The sequence below is a fragment of the Streptomyces sp. WG5 genome (assembly GCF_049974565.1).
In the GTDB taxonomy this organism is placed as follows: Bacteria; Actinomycetota; Actinomycetes; order Streptomycetales; family Streptomycetaceae; genus Streptomyces.
Genome location: NZ_JBNGGC010000056.1, coordinates 1 through 21,346, shown reverse-complemented (window position 1 = coordinate 21,346; position 21,346 = coordinate 1). Strand labels below are relative to the sequence as shown.

Here is a 21,346-nt window from a genome sequence, read left to right as displayed (position 1 = left end):
TGTCCGGCCGCACAGGTCACACAGAACACATGGGCCACAAGATGCCACTGACGCCTCATGTGTCACTCCGATGTCGTCCACCGGTCATGTACTGATCACTTCGCACAGATCAACTGGCCCGAGAAGTGGCACGAGCTGACGATGGATGAGAACGCGGAGAGACGGCATGGCCGAACCGGCTGACATGGTGGCGTTGCCCGCGCCGGTCGACACGCTCCTGGCCGCCGCCGTCGCACGGCGCTTCTACCTGCAACAGCTGTCGAAGGTGGAGATCGCCAAGGAGTTCGGCATCAGCCGGTTCAAGGTGGCCCGCCTCCTGGACGCGGCCGTGGCCCACGACATCGTGCGGATCGACATCACCGTCCCGGCCGAGATCGACGTCCCGCTCGGGCGGGAGCTGACCGAGCGGTTCGGCCTCCGTCACGGCATCGTTGTCAACCTGACCCGAGGCGACGGCGGCACGGCGTCCCCCGCGGACCAGCTCGGGAGCCGCTGGCTCGGCACGGCGGCGGCCCGGCTGATCTCGGAGATCGCCGAGGAGGGCGACGTCCTCGGGCTGGACGGCAGTCACGCGGTGGACGCGCTGAGCGAGGCGGTCACCCGGCTGCCGCTCTGCGACGTCGTCCAGCTGACGGGGGTGCACGGGCGGGACCTCGCCCATGACGCCGCGATCACCGCGGTCCGGCGTACCGCCGCGGTGGGCGGGGGCAGGGCGTTCCCGCTCCACACCCCGTTCCTGCTGCCCGACGCGGCTACGGCCGCCGTCCTGCGAAGCCAGCCCGACACCGCCGCGACGCTGGGCCGGTTCGGCCTGCTCACCAAGGCCGTCGTCGGCATCAGCGCGTGGGACGCCCCGCACTCCACGGTGTACGACGCCCTGTCCGAGCGGGAGCGGGAGACGCTCCGGGAGGCGGGCGCGTGCGCCGAGGTGGCCGGCCATGTCCTGGACGCCGCGGGCCGGGTGATCCCCACCGAGCTGAACGCCCGCACGATCGCCGTCGGCGCCGCCGAACTCCGTGGCGTCGCGGAGCTGATCGCTGTCACGGCCGGTGGACGTGGCACCGGGGCGGTCCGCGCCGTCCTGAGGTCCGGACTGCTCACCGGAGTCGTCACGGACGCCGCGACCGCGCGCAGCCTCCTTCGGGACGACGAACCGGACGGCAGGACACGGACCGCACTGGCGTCCCGAAGCACCGGATGAGGACAGCGATGAGCCAGCAGGACGGGGCGCTTCCGCCTGTTCCGGACGACATCCGTGAGGCGGGACGCCTCGCCCCGGACCACTGGCTGGGGGTGGTCGACCCGATGTGGTCCGGAACGGGGAAGCCTCCGGAGTGGGCGATGACCGGCCGGTGGCGGTCCGGCCCCGACGGCGAGATCGTCGAGTGGGAGGACAACCCCGGATACCGGCCGTCCCCGCGCGCGCTCGGCTGGCCCGAACCGGAGGACGAGGTGGACCGTGCAGTCCAGCTCGCGTCGACCGGGTACGGGCCCGGCGAGGCGGTGCCGGCCGCGCTGGCGGGGCGCGAGGTGGCCGTGCTGACGGCACCGGGCGGCGGGCCGCTGAGTGCGGTGGCGCCGGACGGGACGCCGGTGGTGCCGGTGTTCACCTCGTCGGTGTTCCTGCACGCGGCAGGGCGCTTCTCCTTCGAACTCGTCGGCGCGGACGGTCTTCTGACGCGCGTCCCCGAGGGGCACGCGCTGTATCTGAACCCCTCGGCCGCGGTGGGCATGCTGCTGGACCTCGACGCCGTACGCGACGCCGTCCGGGACGGTACGGGACAGCGGCCCCCGGCTGCCGCCCCCGTCGGCCGCTCCGCGCGGGTGCTGACCGAGGCCGTGCACCCGGTCCGGGGGACGGACGAATGAGCCGCTGGTCGTCCGTGGTGCCGGGCCGGGGACGCAGGTCCGGCACCGGTACGGGGCGCCGCGGCCCGGCGCTCCCGGCCGACGGCGCGAACGGCAGCGGACACCGGAGCGGTGGCGGCCCGCCGGTCGAGGACGTCGACGGCGTGCTGCTCGTGCGCTCGGTCGAGGACGACTCGTTCCCCCTGGACGTCGTGGCCGAGGTCGCGGGCGCCGTCGGGCGGGAGGAGGACGTCGTCACGGTGATCGTCGGCTCCGCCGCCGGAGGCGGGGCCCCCGACGCCGACCACTGGGCACGGCTGGGCGCGCTGCTGGACTCCCTCCGCGCGCGGGGCACCGACCGGATCCGGCTCGTGATGTCCGGTGCCGGCGACGACCGGCCCGACCGGCCCGGCGTCGCCCGTCGGATCGCGGACGCCTGGGAACTGGAGGTGACGGCTCCGGACGGGGCCGTCCTGATCACGCCGGGGGGCACGCTCTTCGTCCACGGCGACTCCCGCCCCGGCGGCGCCTGGTGGCGGTTCGCGCCCGGCGAGGAACCCCGGAAGGCGGGCCGGCGCGCACCCGCGCCCGCCTGGGAGGAGGCGCTGGACGGGGTGCCCGCGCGCACGGCCGGCGGCTGTGTCGTGGACCGCGTCCCAGCGGGCGTGGTCATCCGCCCGGCCGAGGCACCTCGGCCCGCCCCCGACGACCTGTGCTTCTCCGTGCCCGTCGACTTCGAGCGCCTCACGGTACTGGTCGGTGCCCCGCAGGCGGAGGACGTCGCCGCCGACGAGGTCGCCGCCGTGCTCGCGGGGCTGCCGGAGGCGGAACGCGCCCGTACCCGGCTCGCGCCCGGCGGCCGGCGTGACCTGCTGCGGCTCGGGCAGTCGGTCGCCGACCTGCTGGGCACCGAGGTCGAGGTGCTCACCGGCCTGCCCCTGCTCGACGACCACGCACCGCCCGGCACGCCTGCCCGGCCCACGCTGGTCGGGCGGGACGGCAGGCCGAGCTGGCGGCCGTTCGTGCCGTCCGTGGTCTGCGGGCCGGTCGACTCACGGGGGCGGGCTCCCGTACCCAGGCCGACGGAGCTCCGTCCACCCGACTGGATACTCGGCGGCGGCGAACGGGGGACGGTACGGCTGACGGACCGCTGGCAGGCGACGGTGACCCGCGCCGGTCTCGCCCTGTGGGCCCTGGACGGCCCCCGCCCCGGGCCCCTCGGGCCGGCCGTCGACCCGGAGGTGTGCGCCATCGAGCTGGGCATGCCGGGACAGCCGCTGGACGGCTCCCTGCTGCCCGCTCTGGCCCGCCTCCTGCGCGGCCTCGGGACCGGCCTCCGGTCCCGCACCACCCTGCTGGTCCGCGGCAGACTCCTGGCGGGCGACGGCGATCTGCGCCGCCTGGCCGCGGAACACGGCATACCGGCCATCCGCTACGTCACCACCGGCCGGCCCCCGCGCCCCGGCACGGCGACCAGCCGGCCGGGCACGGCCGCGGAACCCGGCCGTGTTCCGCCGCCCCGTGGGGCGACCCGTGGGACCGGCACGGCCGCTGCCCCGCCGGCTGCCGGGCCCGGGAGGCAGGCGCCCGCGCCCGCCGCGCGCCCCGAGGCCCTCCGGGACGGCGGTGCCGTGCACGGGGGCGGTGCCGTCGGCGGGCCTCCGGCCGTCGAGTCCGGTGCGTCCCCGGCGGCCCGAGCGGATGCGGATGTTCCGGGCCGGCCGGCCGCCGCCACCGGGGGGCCTGTGCCTGCGGTCTCCCGTCGGCAAGGCCGGCCTGCCCCGACGCCGTACTCCCCACCGGCCGGCGGGGCCGCCGCAGCGGACGCGGATGTCGCCGGCCCCGCGGGTGCGGTGGGTGCGCCGCCGGAGTCTGTCTCGGAGGTCGCCGAGCCCGGGGAACCCGGGGAACCCGGGGAAGCGGAGAACCGGGTGACCGCGCCCGCCGGGTCGCCGGTGGCCGGGGCCGGTACGGGCGGCGGGCAGGAGGCCTCCGCGCCCGCCGGGTCGCCGGTCGGCGGGACGGCCTCGGGAGCCGCGGGGGCTCGGTCGGGGGTGGCCCCCTCGGCCGGAACCCGCCCCGGAGCCGACGGCGAACGGGGAGGCGGTGTCGTCGGCGGGGCGGGCCGCACCGCTGGTGAGGGGGGCGGGCCGGGACCGGACGGAGGCCGGTCCGGGACCGCCGAGGCGCGGACGGGACCGCGGGGGCGGGTCGGCGGGACGCCGCCCGTGCACCGCGCCGCCCCTCCGTTCGCGCCCGGGCATGTCAGCGGGGCTACCGAGCGTGCCGCGTTCCGGGATGCCGCGGCCGGTGCCTGGGAGGGGCACGCCGCCGCGGTGTCCCGGGTGCTCACCCGGATGCCCGCCCTGCGCGGTCACGAACTCGAGGCGGCGCGGACCGATCTCATCGCCGCGCACGCCTACCTCACCGCCGAGGAAGGGCCGTTGCACTACCGGGAGCTGATCCGTGACCTGCAGTCGGGGGAGGGCCGCCTGCTGCCCTACGCCGGATGCCTCGCGTCCGCTCTGCGCCGGCTGCCCTCCTACCGGGGTGTGGCCCTGCGCGGCGAGGACGCCGACGGCCCCGAGCCGGCGGTCGGCACGCTGCTCCACGAACCCGCTCCGGTCAGCGCCCTGGCCGGTTCCTCGGCGCTCCCCGCCGGGGCTCCCGTGCGCTACGCGATCTGGTCCGTCACCGGTCGCAAGGTCCGCCAACTGCTCGACCGGCCGGGCGGCTCCACGGAGGGGTACGAGGAGATCGTCTTCGTGCCGGGGACCGGCTTCCGGGTGCTGGGGGCAAGGACCGGGCCCGCCGGCTCCTCCGTCGTACTGCTGCGTGAGCTCCCCGGGAACGCGACCGCCTACATGGACGGGTCGGAGGAACTGAGCGGGCTGGACCTCAAGGCTCTCGCGCACCTCGAGGAGGCGCTGGCCAAGGGCTTGCGCACCGGCGACGGAACGCGGTGGCCGGAGCGCTGTTCCGGGCCCGTGGGCCAGGACGGATAGCGAGCGGGGCCGCGCCGGACGACCACCCACCACCCCGCAGTCCCACACAGATCAAGGAGAATGATGGCAAGCCAGAAGAAGCCGCCGCCCGCCGCCGACGGGCCCGACGGCACGGGCGGCTCGTTCGTCCGCAGGGCCGTCTCCCTCGGATCGGCGGCGGCCGACCCGGGCCCGATGCTGGCACCGGCCGCACGGCGTACGGCCGCACCGGAGCCGGACGAGGGCGGCGCCGAGGCGGAAGCCCGGCCGGCCCCGGACGCCGCCGAGAGCGGGGCCGCTCCCGAACAGCCCGCCACCACTGGCGGTACGACCGGGAAACCGGCCGCGACGGCCGCCGCGTCCGGTGCCTCCGCCTCACGGCGGCGGCCGGAAGCGGAGAGCGAGAGCGCCGCCGAGCCGGCCACCGCGGTCCGGGCCGCCCCGGACGCCGAGCCCGCAGGGACCGGCAGGGCAGAAGGGACCGGCAGGGCAGAAGGGGCCGCCGGGGCCGGCGGGGCCGCCGGAACCACCGCGGCCGGTGGCGCCGGTGCGGACGGCCCGCCGTCCGGGAACCCGAAGAAGCCCCTGCTCGCCGCCGCCGGCATCGCGGGCGTCGTCCTCCTCGCGGTGCCGCTGCTGATCTGGGCCACGGACGACTCGCGGCGGGAGAAGGACAACGTCGCGGTGGCCGCCGGGTCCGACACGCTGCTCGAGGAGGAGTCCCTGGAGGCGCCGAAGGGGGACTACGCCCCGGCGGAGCCCACCCCGGAGCCCTCTGCCCAGAAGCCGTCCGCCAAGCCGAGCCCGGTGGTCGAGAAGCCCGACCCGGTGCCGAGTTCGGCTCCGGCCGCCGAGCCGGCCGAGGCGGTGACGAAGAAGGCGCAGCCCCCGGTCAAGAAGGAGTCGGCGCCCCGCGCCAAGGAGCACAAGGCTCCCGTGCTCCCGCCGAACACCGCCGCCTACGCCGTCCAGCGGCTGGCGGCGTCGAACCCCGGCCGGCACATCTGCTACCGGGTCCACGTGAAGGGCGCCGGCTGGACGGCCCCCGTGTGCGACGGGGCCACCGCGGGCCAGGACGGCGCGGGGCGGCCCATCACCGCCATCAACATCGCGGTGGCGGACGCGCAGAGGGTGAACGGCAACGAGTTCGTCCAGAAGGACGGATGGACGACCCCGTGGTCGGGCGCGGCCGACGGGACGGACCTGACGCTGGGCAGCGCCGCCTCGAACGCGCCGAACCTCAGCGGCTTCACGATCGGTGTCAAGGCCGGCAACGTCTGCCAGAACCACAAACTCGGCGGGCGCGGCTGGGGCGGCCTGGCATGCGAGTCGTCCAAGGGCTGGATCTTCGGCGGGTCGACGGAAGCGCACCTGTGGCTGGAAGCCGTCAGGTTCACCGTGTGAGCGGCGCGACCACCGTGTGAGTGCGCGACAGCGCAGCAACGCCCGCCGGCGTACGGCCGGCGGGCGTTCGCGTTCAGGACGTCACAGGGCGGCCTCCCGCCGTCGCGCCGGCGGCAGATCCTCCGGCAGCAGCGTCGTGAGGTCGGCGAGGCTGGGCGAACTCAGCCCGCCCAGCCGGCGGGCCTGGCTCGTCATCATCGTCTCCAGCAGCTGCCGGGCGAGCCGCGCGTTGCCGAAGGACCGGTCGCGCGGGATGGCGTCCACATGGGCGCGCAGCGCCTCGGTGGTGGCGTCGGCGCACTCGTACCCGGAGGCGGCGGCGTGCCGGGACACGATGGTGACCAGTTCGTCCGTGCTGTAGTCCTCGAACCGCACGAACTTGGAGAACCGGGAGGTCAGACCGGGGTTGGAGGCGAGGAAGCGCTCCATCTCCTCGGTGTATCCGGCGACGACGACCACGATCTCGTCGCGGTGGTCCTCCATGAGTTTCAGCAGGGTGTCGACGGCCTCGCGGCCGAAGTCGTTGGACGAGCCCTCGGGGGTGAGGGTGTAGGCCTCGTCGATGAACAGCACCCCGCCCAGCGCGCTGGTGAAGACGTCCTTGGTGCGCTGGGCGGTGTGGCCGACGTACTGGCCCACCAGGTCCGCCCGCGCCACCTCCACCAGGGAGTCGCGGGGGAGTACCCCGAGTGAGTGCAGGAGCCTGGCGTACAGCCGGGCGACGGTGGTCTTGCCGGTGCCGGGCGGTCCGCTGAAGACGAGATGGTTGCTGATCCGGGGGGCGGGCAGCCCCGCGGCGATCCGCTGCCGGGCGTTGGTCAGCAGACTGACCAGGTCGGCGACCTCCCGCTTCACGGCCGCGAGCCCCACCATGGCGGTGAGTTCGGCCATCGGGTCGGACGCGTCGTCGGCGTCCTGCGCCGTCCCGCCGACGGCCGCGGCCTCCGCGTCGCCGACGTCCTGCGGCAGCAGCAGCGTCAGGTCGCTCTCCGCCGGGTCGGTCATGGCCGCGAGCCGGAACGCCTGCCGGTCCACCATGTCCTCGAACACGCCGCGGGCGGCGCGGCCGTTGCCGAAGGTCGCGTCGCGCGTCATCTGCTCGAAGCGTACGGCGAGCGCCTCCCGGGTCAGCGGCCCGAGCTCGAACTGGTGCCGGTGGCAGAGGCTCTCGGTGATCGTCACCAGCTCCTCCACCGCGTAGTTGCCGAACTCGATGGTGCGGGTGAACCGGGACGCGAGACCCGGGTTGGCGGTCAGGAACGACTCCATCTGCTCGGAGTAGCCGGCCGCCACCACGACCACGTCGTCGCGGTGGTCCTCCATCAGCTTCAGCAGGGTGTCTACGGCCTCGCGGCCGAAGTCGTTGGACGTCCCCTCGACGGTGAGGGTGTAGGCCTCGTCGATGAACAGCACCCCGCCCAGCGCGCTGTTGAACGCCTCGGTGGTCTTGATGGCCGTACCACCGATGACCTGCGCCACCAGGTCGGCGCGGGCGACCTCGACCAGGTGCCCGCTCCTGAGCACGCCCAGGTCCGCGAGGATGCTGCCGTAGAGGCGGGCGACGGTGGTCTTGCCGGTGCCGGGCGGCCCCGCGAAGATCAGGTGCCGGCTCATCGACGGGACGGGCATGCCGAGCCGGCGCCGGCGCTCCGCGAGCTGGTTCAGGTTGACCAGTGTGTTCACCTGGTGCTTGACGTTCTCCAGGCCGACGAGCGCCTCCAGCGCGGCCAGCGGGCCCTCGGGCTCCTGCTCCTTGCCGGACCCGCCCGGGGTGCCGTCCTCGGCCGTGGTGGCCGACTCGCCCCAGCTGTCCGGCAGACCGTTGTCCGTGCTGGTCAGCAGCTCGACCGTGAGCCGCTCGCCCGCACGGCTCTGACGCAGTCCCGCGCCGCGGTTGTCGCGTACGACGCACCGGGTGACGTCCACCGGTTCGGAGCTGTCGATCCGTAGGCCGTCGCCCGTGCTGCCGGTGATCTCACAGGCGTTGAGGACGGCCCGGCCGCCGCGGGACACCTGGACGCCGTGGGCCTTCGAGCCGTGCACCCGGACCCGCTCCAGGGTGATCTCCGCGCCGTCCCGCACGCCGACCCCGGCGTCGGCGCTGTCGCCGATCCCGCAGTCCCGCAGGGTGCCCCGGCCGCGTTCGCCGACGAGCAGGCCCGAGCGGGCGGCGGAGTTCAGCACGGTGTCGCTGATCTCGGGGTCGGAGTCGTCGTCGATGTGCAGCGCGCAGCCGCCGGCGGACTCGATCTCGCAGTGCTCGAGGCGGCCGCGGGCGTCGTCGGTGAACTCGATGCCGTGTCCGCCGGCGCCGGTGACCCGGGCGCGGCGCAGGAGGGGGTCGGCGGCGGAGCGCACCGAGATGCCGACGCCGGCCGCGTCCAGGACCTCCAGGCGTTCGAACTCGGCGGTGGAGTCGTCCGCGAGCTGCACCGCCCCGGCGGTGTCGGCGCAGTCACTCACCACGGTGTCCCGCAGCAGCGGGGCGCTGCCCTCGACGACCCGCACGGCGGCCTCGGTGGAGCCGTGGAACGAGCAGCCCTCCAGGGTTCCGCGCGAGCGGTCCAGGACGAGCAGACCACTGGCCTTGGTACGCCGGGTGACACACCCGCGCAGCATCGGGTCGGCCCCGCCGGAGATGACGACGCCGCTCTGCGCGATGGACTCGAACGACGTCTCCTCGATCTCCGGGCGGGACATGCTGGTCACCAGCAGGCCCACCGAGGTGTGGTGCACGGCGCACCGCAGCACGCGCGTCGAGCTGTGGCCCTCCAGGGCGACGGCCGGCTTGTCGGTGCCGGAGATGTCGCAGCCCTCCAAGGTGCCCCGGGCCTCACCGTTCGCCAGGACGCCGTTGGCCCGCGCGCCCCGGATGCGGCAGTCGCGGATCAGGGGCCCGGCCGTCTCGCCGATGACCACCGCGGAGGTGCCGAAGTTCTCGAACACGCAGTCCTCGACGATGCTTTCGGTCTCCGAGGAGTCGACGAGGCCGGCGCCGCCGGGGTTGCCGATCCGGCAGCCGCGGGCGGCCAGCGAGCCCCTGCCGCGGACCAGCAGCGCCGTCCATCCGGCACCGGTCACGGTGCAGTCGTCGAGGGCCGCCTGACCGGCCGGTACGTCCACGACCGCGGCCTCCTTGTCGCGGCCCCGGAGGGTCAGGGAGCTGAGCATCACGGCGTCGGCCATGAGGGTGACGGCGGTGCCGTCCCGCGGGCACAGTTCGACCGTGCCCGGCTCGCCCTCGCCGACGATCGTCACCCGGTGCCGGATGACCAGGTTCTCGGCGTAGCGGCCGGGACGGACCCGGATCATCGCCCCGGTGCGGGCCTGGGCCAGTGCCTCACCGATCGTCTGGAAGCCGTCCGGCCGTTCCGGGTCGACCGTGAGTATGTGACGTGCCACGCCTCGAACCTCCTCGTGCTGCTGCGGTAGTTGGCGTTGTACGCCGTACATCTTGTGTGCATATCATGCGAGTCATGCGGAATGTCATGAAGGGCCGGAGTGCGGGACTCGTGCTGGCGATCGCGGTGGTCCTGCCGTGCACGGGCGGGCCGGCCCTCGCCCTGCCCGCGGTCCCGGCCGCACCGGGCGCCCCCTCGGGGAGCCCCGGCGCCGACGGTCCGGGGGCCACGCTGCTGCCTCCGCTGCCCGTCCGGCTCGGCGAGGGAAACCCCTGCACCGGGGCCTCGGGGCAGACGGCCACCGGAGCGGCGTGGTCGCAGACGGCGCTCGGGCTCTCCCGGGCCCAGCGGATCTCCCGGGGCGGCGGGGTGACCGTCGCGGTGGTCGACACCGGTGTCGCCACCGGCGTCCCCAGCCTGTCCGGCAGGGTGGAGGCCGTCGACGGCGCGGCCGAGGACTGCGTGGGCCACGGCACGTTCGCCGCCGGCCTGATCGCCGCCGCGCCGGAGAAGGGCAGCGGCATCACCGGGGTCGCCCCGCGGGCGGAGATCCTGGCCCTGTCCGGCACCGACGACCGCGGAGTCCCCTCCGTGGAACGCGTGGCCGCCGGCATCCGGACGGCGGCGGACCGCGGCGCACAGGTCATCTACGTCGGCCACGCCCTGCGCACCGGCAAGGCCGAACTCACCGCGGCCGTCGCCCACGCCACCCGGCGCGACGCGCTGGTCGTCGCCCCGGCCGCCCCGGACGCCGTGGCCCGCGAAGAACAGGGGCCCGACGGTGAGATGCCCGAAGGGCCGTACTGGCCGGCCGCGGCCCCCGGCTCGCTCGCCGTCGTGGACTTCGGCCCCGGCGGCGTACGGCAGGACAACGCGCCACCCGCCCACGAACCCGACCTGTCCGCCCCCGGCAGCGCGATGGTCAGTGTCGGCCCCGAGGGCTCCGGCCACTACATCGGTTCCGGGGCCTCGCTGGCCGCGGCGGGTGTCGCCGGCACCGCCGCACTCGTCCGCGCCTACCACCCGGACCTCACGGCGGCGCAGGTGAGCCGCCGGCTCCTCGACACCGCCTACCCGTCGGACACCCCCCGCCTGGACCCGTACGCCGCGCTGTCCCTGATCCAGGACCGTACGACGCCCTCCGCGCCGGCCCCTGCCCCGGCGCGGATGCCGCCCCCCGCCGACCCCACCCCCCGCGACCGCTCCCTGACGGTCGCGGCGGCAGGCCTGGCAACGGTCCTCCTGCTCGCGGCCCTCGCCGCCGTCGTCCCCCGGGGCAGAACCAGGAACTGGCGGCCCCCAACAGCCCCCTAGCCACGACCGCACCGCCCCCGTGGCCGCGGGCAGTCGTGCCTTCCCCAGCATGTGAGACGTCCGGGAGGCACGGGGAGCGGCCGGTCGCACGGGGCTCCGGTCCAGCCACGGACGCATCACGACGCGTCCCCCACGAGCCCCGTCTGCACCTGCACGGTCTTACGGCGAGCGATCCGGACCGCCCGCCCCGGAATCAGCTCCCGCCCCTTGACGCTCCCGAAGAGATACCCCTCGCTCGGCGGGCACGACATCAGCAGCCCAGGCGTGTTGACCTCCTGCAGCCTCCGCAGCAACGACTCGTTGAGACCACGCCCGGCGCCCGCCGAGGACCGCGCCACGACCAGGTGCAGACCCACCTCGTGCCCCAGCGCCAGATGGTCCAGCAGCGGGGCGAAGGGCTGTGTCATCGGCCCGCCGCCCACCATGTCGTAGTCGTCGACCAGGATGAACAGCCGCGGCCCCTGCCACCAGTCGCACAACCGCATCCGCGACGGAGCGATGTCCTCACCCGGAACCCGCTGCCTGACCGCCCGCGCCGCCCCGTCCACCAGGTCCCGCAGCATGTCCAGGGACACGGCGTGACCGAGCCGGTACGCCTCGGGAACGCTCTCCACCAGCTCCCGCCGGTAGTCCACCGTCATGATCCGCGCCTCGGCCGGGGTGTACCGCTCGGTGATGCCGCGCGCGACCAGCTTCAGCAGGTTCGTCTTGCCGCTCTCCGTGTCACCCACCACGATCAGGTGCGGATTCTCGGCGAAGTCGTGCCACACCGGAGCCAGTTCGTTCTCGTCCAGGCCGATGGCGATCCGCAGACCGTTCTCGCCCTCCGGCTCCGGCAGCTCCGCGACCGGCAGTCTCGCCGGCAGCATCCGCACCCGCGGCGCGGCGGGACCCGTCCAGTTCTCGGCGATCGCGGCCACCAGCCCCGCCACCCCGTCCGCGAGGTCGTCGGCGTCCTCGACGCCGTCGACGCGCGGCAGCGCCGACAGATAGTGCAGCTTGTCGGAGGTCAGTCCCCGTCCCGCGCTGCGCGGGATCGTCGCCGCCTTCCGGGAGTCGATCTGGGAGTCCATCGGATCACCCATCCGCAGCTCCAGCCGGGTCCCGGTCTGGTCGCGCACCGACGACGACAGTTCCACCCAGCGGGCGGTGGTGACCAGCAGATGGACCCCGTAGTTGAGCCCGCGGGCGGCCAGCGCGTTGAAGGTGGGGATGTGCCGGTCGAAGTCCTGGCGCACGGTGGCCCAGCCGTCGACGGCCAGGAAGACGTCCCCGTGCGGCTCGTCGGGGAACTCGCCCGCCGCGCGCCGCCTGCGGTACGTCGGCATGGAGTCGATGCCGTGCTCCAGGAAGAACCGCTCCCGCCTGGCCAGCAGCGTGGTGACCTCCGCGATCGTACGGCCCACCCGCTCGGTGTCCACGCGCGCCGCGACCCCGCTCATATGGGGCAGCCCGTCCAGCGCGGCCAGCGTGCCGCCGCCGAAGTCCAGACAGTAGAACTGCACTTCGCGGGGCGTGTGGGTGAGGGCCAGCGCGGTGATGAGGGTCCGCAGCAGGGTGCTCTTGCCGCTCTGCGGGCCCCCGGCTATGGCCACGTGGCCGCCGGCCGCCGACAGGTCCACGGTCAGCAGGTCGCGCAGCTGGTCGAAGGGCCGGTCCACGACGCCCACCGGCACCGTGAGCCGTCCCCGCAGCGGCCAGTCCGCCGTGGTCAGGCCGTACCGCGGATCGGGTGCCAGCGGGGGCAGGACCTGGTCCAGGGTGGCCGGCCGGCCCAGGGGCGGCAGCCACACCTGGTGGGCGGGCGGCCCCGCCCCGCGCAGCCGGTCGAGTGCCACCGACAGCAGCGTCTCCCCGCCGGCGTCGCCCTCGTGCTCGGGCTCGGGCTCCGGCCCGTCGGGCCCGCCCGCCGGGTCCGGGTCCGCGGGCGCGCGCGGCACCACCCACTCCGCCGTCCACGGCACCACCTGGCGTGCCACCTGCGCCTGCACGACGGCCCGGCGCCGCCGGTACGGCCCGGAGACGTACGCGGCCCGGAACCGGGTCAGCGCGTCGACGCCGCTCTTGAGGAAACCGGCACCCGGCTGCGCGGCCAGCTCGTAGGCGTCCGGCACGCCCAGCACGCCCCGGCTCTCCATCGCGGAGAACGTCCGCAGACCGATCCGGTACGACAGATGGCTCTCCAGCTGGTGCATACGGCCCTCGTCCAGCCGCTGCGAGGCGAGCAGCAGATGGACCCCGAGGCTGCGCCCGAGGCGGCCGATCATCACGAACAGCTCCATGAAGTCGCGGTGCGAGGCCAGCAGTTCGCTGAACTCGTCGACCACCACGAACAGGCTGGGCAGCGGCTGCAACGGTGTCCCGGACTGCCGTGCCTTCTCGTACTCCAGCGCGGACGTGTAGTTGCCGGCGGCGCGCAGCAGTTCCTGCCGCCGGATCAGCTCCCCGTGCAGGGCGTCCTGCATCCGGGCGACCAGCGCCACCTCGTCGGCGAGGTTGGTGATGACCGCCGAGGTGTGCGGCAGTTCGTCGAGCCCGAGGAAGGTGGCGCCGCCCTTGAAGTCGACGAGGACGAAGTTCAGCGTCTCGGAGGAGTTGGTCAGCGCCAGCCCCAGCACCAGTGTGCGCAGCAGCTCGCTCTTGCCGGAGCCGGTGGCGCCGATCAGCATGCCGTGCGGTCCCGTACCGCCCTGCGCGGACTCCTTGATGTCCAGCTCCACCGGTCTGCCCTCACCGCTCACCGCGATCGGCACCCGCAGCCGGGCACTGCCGGCCGACCGCTCCCACAGCGTGGCCGGGTCGTGCCGGTGCAGATCGGGGATGTCCAGCAGCGCGGTCAGCTCGACATCGTTGGCGAGCGGCTTGGAGTCGTCACCGCCCACACTCATCCGGTACGGCGCCAGCAGCCGGGCGAGCGCCAGCGCCCCCGCGGTGCCCAGCCGGTCGGGCCGGCCGAGCACCGTCGACTGCTCCTTGCGGTCGCGGTCGGTGCGCACCAGCGCGACACCGTTCTCGTCCACCTCCAGACGCAGCGTGGTCCGCCCCGGCTTCCACGCGAGCGCCCCGGTGAGGTCGAGCACCACCGCGTTGCGGAACCCGTGACCGTCGAAACGGTGTCCCGTCGGGACCGTGCAGCCGTCGATGACGACGACCGTGTACGGCTCCTCGCGTCCCGGGACCGCGTCGGGGTCGGCGCCCGGCCGCTCCAGGAACTCGGCACCGAGCAGGTTCTCCAGCTCGGTGAAGGCCGAGGCGATCAGGCGGGCCGGTCCGGCACCGTCCTCCTCGTGCCGGTGCAGACTGTGCGGCAGCCACTTGGCCCACTCCCACTCCGAGCGCCGCTCGTCCGAGACGCACAGTGCGATCCACAGGTCGTCGGGCGAGTGGAACACCGCCAACTGCGCCAGCAGGGCCCGGGCCTGGGCGCGGATCCGTTCCTCGTCCCCGCGGAACAGCACCTTCGCCCAGGCCCGCAGGTAGATCGCGATGGGCTGGTCCCGGACGGTGGAGTAGGCCCGGGTGAAGCTGCGCAGCGCGTGCGCCGACAGCGGTTCCAGGTCCTCGACGGGCTTGGTCGACAGGGGCGTCAGCTTCATCGCCAGACGCTGGTCGCCCACGCCCATCCGCACCTCGGCGAAGTCCTCGTCCGACGCCCGCCGTTCCCACAGCCGGGTGCTGCGCACCAGCGACGACAGCGCGTCGGGTTCCGGATGGCGCCAGGCGAGGGCGCGCTGCTGCTCCACGATGGACGCCCGCACCATGCGCCGGGTCTGTCGCAGGTACCGCAGGTAGTCGCGGCGCTCGCCCTTCATCCGCTGCTTGCGCTCGCCGTTGCGGCGCATGACCTGACCGAGCATCATGCCCGCCGACGCGATCACCATCACACCGAGCGCGATGTAGATGAATCCGCCGCTGTCCCGGCTCATCCCCGGCCGCATGAACATCAGCATCATGGAGACCGACATCAGCGCCATCGGCAGATACGTCCACACCGCGGAACTGTCCGGCACGACTTCCGGAAGTGTCGGCGGCTCCTGAAGGCTCAGTTCCCCCGACGGCATTTCCGGTCCTTTGCGGCGGGCCGGCCGGCGGAACAGGATCACGCTCAACGAACGTCCTCCTAAAAGATATCGGAAGGAATCCCGGGGAAACCTCGCGAGAACGTCTCGGTTCTTCCGTAAAGAGTCAGAGTCCCACGCGACGGCGGCGGGATAATTGCCATGGGGTTCCCTGACGTGAACTCCCGGAGTGGTGTTGCGAAAAGCCCGGCGTACGGTCAAACTCGTCGGCGCGTGCCCCGTCCGACTTTTCCGTCGCGTCCGGCGACCGACCGGTGTGCCGCTGCCACCTTCCAGCCACCGCTTATCGCGTGGTCCGCCAGAAAGTGTGAACCCCGAGCCCATGACTGAGATTCAGACGGCGAGCCTGTGCCGCGTCACCGTACGCGCTCCGGCCAGGACCGTCGACCTGGCCGTGCCCTCCGACGTCGCCGTCGCCGATCTGCTGCCCACAGTGATCGGCTACGGAGGGGACGGCTTGGAGGAATCCGGCCTGGAGCACGGAGGCTGGGTGCTCCAACGCCTCGGTGGTCCACCGCTCGATCCAGAGAGTACCTTGGACTCCCTCGGTCTGCGGGACGGAGAGCACCTTTGTCTGCGGCCGCGGACCGAGGCGCTGCCCGAGGTGCACATCGACGACCTGGTCGACGGCATCTCCGACGGCATGGGCCGCAGGCCGCACGGCTGGAGCCCGGAGGCCGGCCGGCGCCTGCTGCTCGGGCTGACCGCGGCCACCCTCGTGCTGGGCATCGTGCTGCTGGCCATGCCGGGCACCGCGGGCTGGGTGCGGGCCGTCGCCGCCTCGGCCGCCGGACTGCTGCTGATCGCCGGGGCGGGCTCCGCCTCCCGTGCCGTCGGGGACGCCGGGGCCGGCTCGGTGCTCGGCCTCATGGCGGCCCCGTACTTCGCGCTGGCGGGCTGGCTGCTGCCGGGCGGAGACCTCGGCGGCGCCGACGGCGAAGCCGTCCTCGGCGCACGGTTGCTGGCCGCGTCCGCGGCCGGCGGCGCGGGCGCGGTGCTGGCCCTGGCGGCGGTCGGCGTGCACCCCGCCCTGTTCATCGGCGCGGCCTGCGTCGCGGGGGCGGGCGCGCTCGGCGCCGCCCTGATCACCGTGGACCTGGCCCCGGGACAGGCGGCCGGCGTGGTGGCCGTGGTGGTGGTGCTCTTCGGCGGGTTCGTCCCGTCCCTGTCGTTCCGGCTGGCCGGCATGCGGATGCCGCCGCTGCCGACCAACGTCCAGCAGCTGCAGCAGGGCATCGACCCGTACTCCTCCTCGGACGTCGACGCCCGGTCGGCACTGGCGGACGGCTGGATGACCGCCTTCTACGGCGCCATCGGCCTGGTGTGCCTGCCCTGCCAGGTGGCCCTCATGGCCGCGCCGGGCCTCGCCGAGATCCTCACCGTCGTGGCTCTCTCCCTCCTCCTGCTCCTGCACAGCCGAGGGCTGGGCAACGTCTGGCAGCGGCTGTCACTGACCATCGCCGGGGCCTGGGGCACGGCCCTGCTGCTGTTCGTCTCCGCGCGCTCCCTCGACCCGGCGGACCGGCTGACGCTGACGGCCGGCCTGATGGGGCTGGCCGCCGCGATCACCATCGCCTCGTGGACCGTGCCCGGACGGCGGCTCGTCCCGTACTGGGGGCGCGCGGCCGAGCTGCTGCACTCACTCGCCGCCATCAGCATCCTGCCGCTGACGCTCTGGTCGATGGGCGTCTACGGCTGGCTCCGCGGCATCAACGGCTGACCCGGGGGAACGGCGACATGCACAGCAAACGCGACGAAGTACAGGCGCACCTCTTCATCATGGGGCGGCTGGCCTCGGCCATGCTGCGCGCCGAGCCGGACTCCCCGGAGAGCCCGCTGGGCAGGACCAACCGCGGCGCAGCGATCGGCGTGATCATCGCCATCCTGGTCGCCGCCGGCGCCTTCGTCTTCGGACTCATCCGGCCAGGCGGCAACGACTCGTGGCGCTCGGGGGAGAACCTGATCGTCGACAAGCAGACCGGCGCACGGTACCTGTACCTGGACGGGCGGCTGCGCCCGGTGCGCAACTACGCGTCGGCCCGGCTGGTCACCGGCGGCGGCGTCGGCGTGACGACGGTGGGTACGTCCTCGCTGGCCGGCACCCCGCACGGAACGCCCATCGGCATCCCCGACGGGCCCGAGGCACTGCCGGGCACCGGCGACCTGGACCGCACCCCGTGGCTGGTGTGTTCCGGGATCCTCCCGCGGACCACGGGCGTCGTCACGGCGACCACCACGCTCGCCCTCGGCACCGGCGCCCCGCGGGACGTGCCCGGCGGCAAGCAACTCGCCGAGAACGAGGGCATGCTGGTCGCGGGCCCGGACGGCGCCAGGTACCTGCTGTGGCAGGGCAGCCGGCTGCGCCTGGACGAGCGGGCGAAGGCGGCCGAGGCCCTCGGGTACGGCGGCGTCACCCCGCGTCCGGTCTCCGCGGCGTTCCTGGACGCGTTCCCGCTGGGGCCCGACCTGGCGCCCGCCGAGGTACCCGGCCGGGGCGGGAAGGGCCCGGAACTCGCCGGGCGGGGCACCAGAATCGGGCAGCTCTTCAAGGTCGACGTACCCGGCTCCGCCGCCCGCCACCACCTGCTCACGCGGGAGGGCCTCGTACCCCTCACCGACACCGGTACGACCCTCCTGCTGGGCGACCCGCGGACGCGGGAGAAGGCGTACGGCGGGGAGGCCGCGACCGTGGTGACGCTCGGCGCGGACACCCTGGCCGGGCATCTCGCCCCCGGCGCGCGGAGCTCGGGGTCGGCGAAGCTGCCCGCGGCGCCGCCGAAGGCGGTCACCGTCGGCGCCGGCTCCGTGGCCTGTGCGGAGGTCGACTCCACGGACTCCGGCGTGCGGGTGGGCACGTCGGTACTGCCCGAGGGCGCCCTGCCCAGGGCCGTGCAGGCACCGTCGCCCGAGGTCGAAGCGGGTTGCCTGAAGGTCGACTCCATCGCGGTACGGGCCGGAAAGGGCGCGCTGGTCCGGGCGTTGAGCGCGAGCGGCAGCGCGCTGGGCGACACCACGTACCTGGTGACGGACGAGGGTGTGAAGTACCGGCTGCTGTCCCAGGAGGCGGTGACGGCGCTGGGCTACGAGGGCGTCGAGGCACGGACGATGCCGTCCCCGATGCTGGCCATGCTGCCCAGCGGCCCGGACCTGACCCCCGAGGCGGCGTCCGAGGGCGAGGCACGGGTGACGCTGCGGTGCCCACGGCGATAGCGGGAGGGGGGCGGCCGGCTCCCGCCCGGCAATCGTCCGGAAGGGAAATTCTCGGCATCCGTGTGGTCACCGCACGTTAAGCCGGGCACCCGGCGGCGTCCGGTGGATCGCGCCCGGTGCCCGTTCTGTCCGGCTGGATTCACCACGCCGCTCACGTGAGCGGCGCATTTTCCGGACCATTGCTCAAGTGAGCTTCCGAAGAGAGGACTTCGCGGTTCCGCTGGCAATTGCCAAACAAGTTGAAGCCTGCATAGCATCTGGCCACCCCATGGCCCCGGCGAGTCAGCCGTGATCGCAGGGACACTCTGTCTGCCCGCGGAGTGACGTGGGGGACGCAATCCGGTGAGTGCCGCCGAAAAGGGAGTTCTCTCATGGCCATGCAGCAGTCGGAAGAACGCGCCACTCGTAACGGGATAATGGCGCTGGAACAGGCCTTCACCGGTGTCCAGCGCTGTCAGCAGGACGTCCAGTCGACGTCGCACACGCTCGCCTCGAACTACGGGGGCTCGGACGGCGGCAAGTACAAGAAGCTGCTGGAGCAGTGGGACGAGCACGTCGACACCATCCTGCTCAACCTGGACCGGATGGTCGACGAGCTCAACGGCACCCTCAGGGAGCACGGGCTGGTGCAGGGATCCACCAGCGACGCCATCGACGCGGAGTACTCACGCTCCACGCAGGTGTTCGACGAGCTCAACGGCACCAGCACGTCGTCGAACTGACCCCGGCGCACCCAGCAGATCCCAGAACCTTCAACTCCCGCCGTTATCCCGGTGAATCGAGGACTCCGATGGACTTCTCCGACGGCTACATCTACGTCGACTACAACCACGCCGAAGGCGCGGCGGACGACATGGTCGGCCAGTCTCAAGCGATCATGAGCATTCTGGCCAACCTGGAGATGGAGCTGGCCGAACTCCGGAACAGCTGGATCGGTGACGACAAGGACGTCTACAGCGAAGTCCAGGCGAAGTGGGACAACGCTGTCGAGAACATCAAGAACCTGCTCGCCAACCACTCCGGTCTGCTCACCGAGATCTCCTCCAACTACCGGTTCACGGAGCAGAACCTGTCCCAGCGGTGGGGCGACATCAGAATCGGCAGTCGCTGACGCCGGCCGGTGACGGAAGGGTGATCACATGGCCGTCACGGTCCTTGACAGCACGTTTCTGAAGAATTTCATCAACAACCAGATCGACGGCTTCCGCACGACGCTGGAGAACATCCTCAAGGACAGTCCGACCGCCGGACCGGCGATCTCGTTCATCGCGGACAGCATCTCGACCACGACGATCGACGCCGCGAAGCCCCTCGTCATCGGCCTCATGGCCGGCGAGAACAGTGCGGTCGGCGGCGGTGCCCTGAACAAGGTCGTCCAGCAGGGCGCGGGTGAGGTCCTGCGCATCCTCGAGGACCAGACGGTTCTCTTCGAGGACCTCGAACAGGCGTTGTGGGACACCATCGACGAACTGGCCAAGAGCCAGGGCAAGAATCTGGAAAGCATCACCGCGGACGATTTCATGGACATCTTCGAGGATGTCGACAGTGATCTCGGCAATCCGGGTGCTACCGAAGAGGAAGAGTAGCGGAGTTCGGCGATGGCCAGCCCCGAGGACAACAACAACGACAACTGGAAGAAAGCGGTTGACCTGCTCACCGGCTATGTCCTGCCGGAGCGGAAAACGTTGTTCGACGATCTGAAGGGTAACGACGGCATCCCGCTGATTCACGTCCGGCTGGACAAGCAAGGTGGCCCGGAGTATTCGTCGGGTTTCCTGTCCTCGAGCGGATGGAAGACGCACAACACCGACTACACGATCCCGTTCTACCGCCCCAGCGACGACTCCCAGGACGTGTCCGAGGGCACGTACCTCTACCGGTACCGGGCCTACATCACCTTCCTCGCGTCCGGCCAGGACTGGCCGCCGGGCGGGGACGACGTGATCCCCGACTACACGAAGACGAGTGAGCGCCTGAAGGACAAGGGCGGCTGGAACAAAGAGGGCGAGAAGCTCGACTGGAACACCAACGCGCTGGTCCGGTACGTCTACGGCTCCAAGGACGCCCTCTCCCAGATCACCATGTGGCCCTACTCGACCCACGGGTTCAAGAACCGCGGCTACCCCGTGAACGACGCCGACTACGTCGACCTGCGCACCTTCACGGAAGCGGCCCAGGCTTTCGACCGGGTGGCCAAGTTCTTCGAGGACAGCGCGGTCACCGTCGGCACGTGGGACACCGAGAACATCGGAGAGGGCAGCGACGCCTGGGACGGCACGTCGGCCGCCATCTTCAAGGAGCTCATCCACAAACTGGCCCGGAACTACGAGGGGTACGCCGACCAGCTCAACGGCAAGGGAGGCGAGGGCACCGCCGTCACCATCGACGACGTGACGGTGACCTCCGCGCCGGCCCGGGCGCTGGCCGAGGCCCAGAGCGTTCTCCTCGCCCAGGCGCAGAAGCTCTACGACGCCTGGGAAGCGTGGAAGGCCGAGAGCAATCCGCAGCGCTGGCTCTACGACATGCTGCAGAACGCCCGGCTGACCCTCTTCGACACCCAGTACGACAAGACGGACATCGAGACGGTGTCCAGCGGCTCCGGCATGTACACCTCCTGGCACAACTATGTCGTGTCGACCGCCGGCTTCCAGAACGACATCGTCATCGAGGGCAAGCCGTACGGCAGGCCGAGTGAGATGACCACGTGGAAGGCGATCGCCGACGAGGCGGTCCGCCGGTGGGAGCAGTCCGTGCAGGACTGGCTCAGCACGGCGGGCGCCGAGGCCATCGTCGAGATCCACAACGCCTTCAAGACGGCCGAGAAGGCGTTCGACACCAGCATCACCGACAAGGACGACCGCCCCCTCTCCGAAATCTCCGCCGAGGCGGAGGCCGACGCCGAGAAGAAGAAGGCGGATGCCGAGGCGGCGGCCGCCAAGGCCGAGGCGGAGAAGGAGAAGGCGGAGGCCAAGGCCGAGCGGGAGCGGGAGAAGGCGGAGGCCGAGAAGGAGAAGGCCGAAGCCAAGGCCGAGGCGGAGAAGGAGAAGGCGGAGGCCAAGGCGGAGCGGGAGCGGGAGAAGGCGGAGGCCGAGGCGGAGCAGGCTGC

At 72.9% G+C, this 21,346-nt stretch carries 13 protein-coding genes; 11 read left to right on the top strand and 2 right to left on the bottom strand.

Annotated elements, in window-relative coordinates; genetic code table 11:
• The first annotated feature begins 166 nt into the window (after positions 1-166).
• Genes ACP4IX_RS34875 through ACP4IX_RS34860 form a run of 4 tightly spaced genes read left to right on the top strand, consistent with a single transcriptional unit; the run spans position 167 to position 6,236 of the window.
• Positions 167-1,201: a sugar-binding transcriptional regulator gene (locus ACP4IX_RS34875; RefSeq protein WP_426558560.1), complete on the top strand. Its 1,035-nt coding sequence runs from the start codon at positions 167-169 to the stop codon at positions 1,199-1,201.
• A gap of 8 nt (positions 1,202-1,209) precedes the next feature.
• Entirely contained in the window at positions 1,210-1,869 is a 660-nt protein-coding gene (locus ACP4IX_RS34870) for a type VII secretion system-associated protein (RefSeq protein ID WP_426558558.1), read from the top strand.
• On the top strand, positions 1,866-4,853 hold the full coding sequence (locus tag ACP4IX_RS34865; protein WP_426558556.1) for a hypothetical protein: 2,988 nt from the start codon (positions 1,866-1,868) through the stop codon (positions 4,851-4,853). Before ACP4IX_RS34870 ends, ACP4IX_RS34865 begins: the two co-directional genes overlap by 4 nt.
• 60 nt (positions 4,854-4,913) lie before the next feature.
• Complete coding sequence (locus ACP4IX_RS34860; protein ID WP_426558554.1) at positions 4,914-6,236, top strand: hypothetical protein; 1,323 nt, start codon at positions 4,914-4,916, stop codon at positions 6,234-6,236.
• Positions 6,237-6,317: 81 nt separating this feature from the next.
• Here ACP4IX_RS34860 and ACP4IX_RS34855 read toward each other — a convergent pair whose 3' ends face one another.
• Entirely contained in the window at positions 6,318-9,638 is a 3,321-nt protein-coding gene (locus ACP4IX_RS34855) for a right-handed parallel beta-helix repeat-containing protein (RefSeq protein ID WP_426558552.1), read from the bottom strand.
• Between the two features lie 74 nt (positions 9,639-9,712).
• Here ACP4IX_RS34855 and ACP4IX_RS34850 point away from each other — a divergent pair, with 74 nt between their 5' ends.
• A complete protein-coding gene (locus tag ACP4IX_RS34850) occupies positions 9,713-10,951 on the top strand; it encodes a S8 family serine peptidase (RefSeq protein ID WP_426558550.1) in 1,239 nt (412 codons plus the stop codon).
• Positions 10,952-11,067: 116 nt separating this feature from the next.
• Here ACP4IX_RS34850 and eccCa read toward each other — a convergent pair whose 3' ends face one another.
• Positions 11,068-15,012 (bottom strand): type VII secretion protein EccCa, encoded by a 3,945-nt coding sequence (gene eccCa, locus ACP4IX_RS34845; protein ID WP_426558566.1) that lies wholly within the window; start codon positions 15,010-15,012, stop codon positions 11,068-11,070.
• A 340-nt stretch (positions 15,013-15,352) separates the two neighbouring features.
• On the opposite strand from eccCa, the gene eccD reads away from it, so the two are divergent.
• The 6 genes from eccD to ACP4IX_RS34815 form a co-directional block, all read left to right on the top strand.
• Complete coding sequence (gene eccD, locus ACP4IX_RS34840) at positions 15,353-16,750, top strand: type VII secretion integral membrane protein EccD (protein WP_426558549.1); 1,398 nt, start codon at positions 15,353-15,355, stop codon at positions 16,748-16,750.
• Positions 16,751-16,767: 17 nt separating this feature from the next.
• Positions 16,768-18,240 carry a type VII secretion protein EccB gene (eccB, locus tag ACP4IX_RS34835; protein ID WP_426558547.1) on the top strand — a complete coding sequence of 491 codons (1,473 nt, stop codon included), beginning with the start codon at positions 16,768-16,770 and terminating at the stop codon, positions 18,238-18,240.
• A gap of 371 nt (positions 18,241-18,611) precedes the next feature.
• Positions 18,612-18,962: a hypothetical protein gene (locus tag ACP4IX_RS34830; RefSeq protein ID WP_426558545.1), complete on the top strand. Its 351-nt coding sequence runs from the start codon at positions 18,612-18,614 to the stop codon at positions 18,960-18,962.
• Positions 18,963-19,030: 68 nt separating this feature from the next.
• The gene (locus ACP4IX_RS34825) at positions 19,031-19,351 is read left to right on the top strand and encodes a WXG100 family type VII secretion target (RefSeq protein ID WP_426521897.1); all 321 of its coding nucleotides are present in this window, start codon (positions 19,031-19,033) and stop codon (positions 19,349-19,351) included.
• A gap of 28 nt (positions 19,352-19,379) precedes the next feature.
• Positions 19,380-19,826 carry a type VII secretion system-associated protein gene (locus ACP4IX_RS34820; RefSeq protein ID WP_426521898.1) on the top strand — a complete coding sequence of 149 codons (447 nt, stop codon included), beginning with the start codon at positions 19,380-19,382 and terminating at the stop codon, positions 19,824-19,826.
• Between the two features lie 12 nt (positions 19,827-19,838).
• Positions 19,839-21,346, top strand: a 1,508-nt coding sequence (locus tag ACP4IX_RS34815) for an AAWKG family protein (protein WP_426558543.1), incomplete at its 3' end; no start/stop codon positions are given.

Coding starts and splice junctions, on each gene's coding strand:
- ACP4IX_RS34860 (WP_426558554.1), top strand. CDS start 4,914: ATGATGGCAAGCCAGAAGAAGCCGCCGCCCGCCGCCGACGGGCCCGAC.
- ACP4IX_RS34875 (WP_426558560.1), top strand. CDS start 167: ATGGCCGAACCGGCTGACATGGTGGCGTTGCCCGCGCCGGTCGACACG.
- ACP4IX_RS34825 (WP_426521897.1), top strand. CDS start 19,031: ATGGACTTCTCCGACGGCTACATCTACGTCGACTACAACCACGCCGAA.
- ACP4IX_RS34820 (WP_426521898.1), top strand. CDS start 19,380: ATGGCCGTCACGGTCCTTGACAGCACGTTTCTGAAGAATTTCATCAAC.
- ACP4IX_RS34850 (WP_426558550.1), top strand. CDS start 9,713: ATGCGGAATGTCATGAAGGGCCGGAGTGCGGGACTCGTGCTGGCGATC.
- ACP4IX_RS34865 (WP_426558556.1), top strand. CDS start 1,866: ATGAGCCGCTGGTCGTCCGTGGTGCCGGGCCGGGGACGCAGGTCCGGC.
- eccB (WP_426558547.1), top strand. CDS start 16,768: ATGCACAGCAAACGCGACGAAGTACAGGCGCACCTCTTCATCATGGGG.
- eccD (WP_426558549.1), top strand. CDS start 15,353: ATGACTGAGATTCAGACGGCGAGCCTGTGCCGCGTCACCGTACGCGCT.
- ACP4IX_RS34830 (WP_426558545.1), top strand. CDS start 18,612: ATGGCCATGCAGCAGTCGGAAGAACGCGCCACTCGTAACGGGATAATG.
- eccCa (WP_426558566.1), bottom strand. CDS start 15,012: ATGCCGTCGGGGGAACTGAGCCTTCAGGAGCCGCCGACACTTCCGGAA.
- ACP4IX_RS34870 (WP_426558558.1), top strand. CDS start 1,210: ATGAGCCAGCAGGACGGGGCGCTTCCGCCTGTTCCGGACGACATCCGT.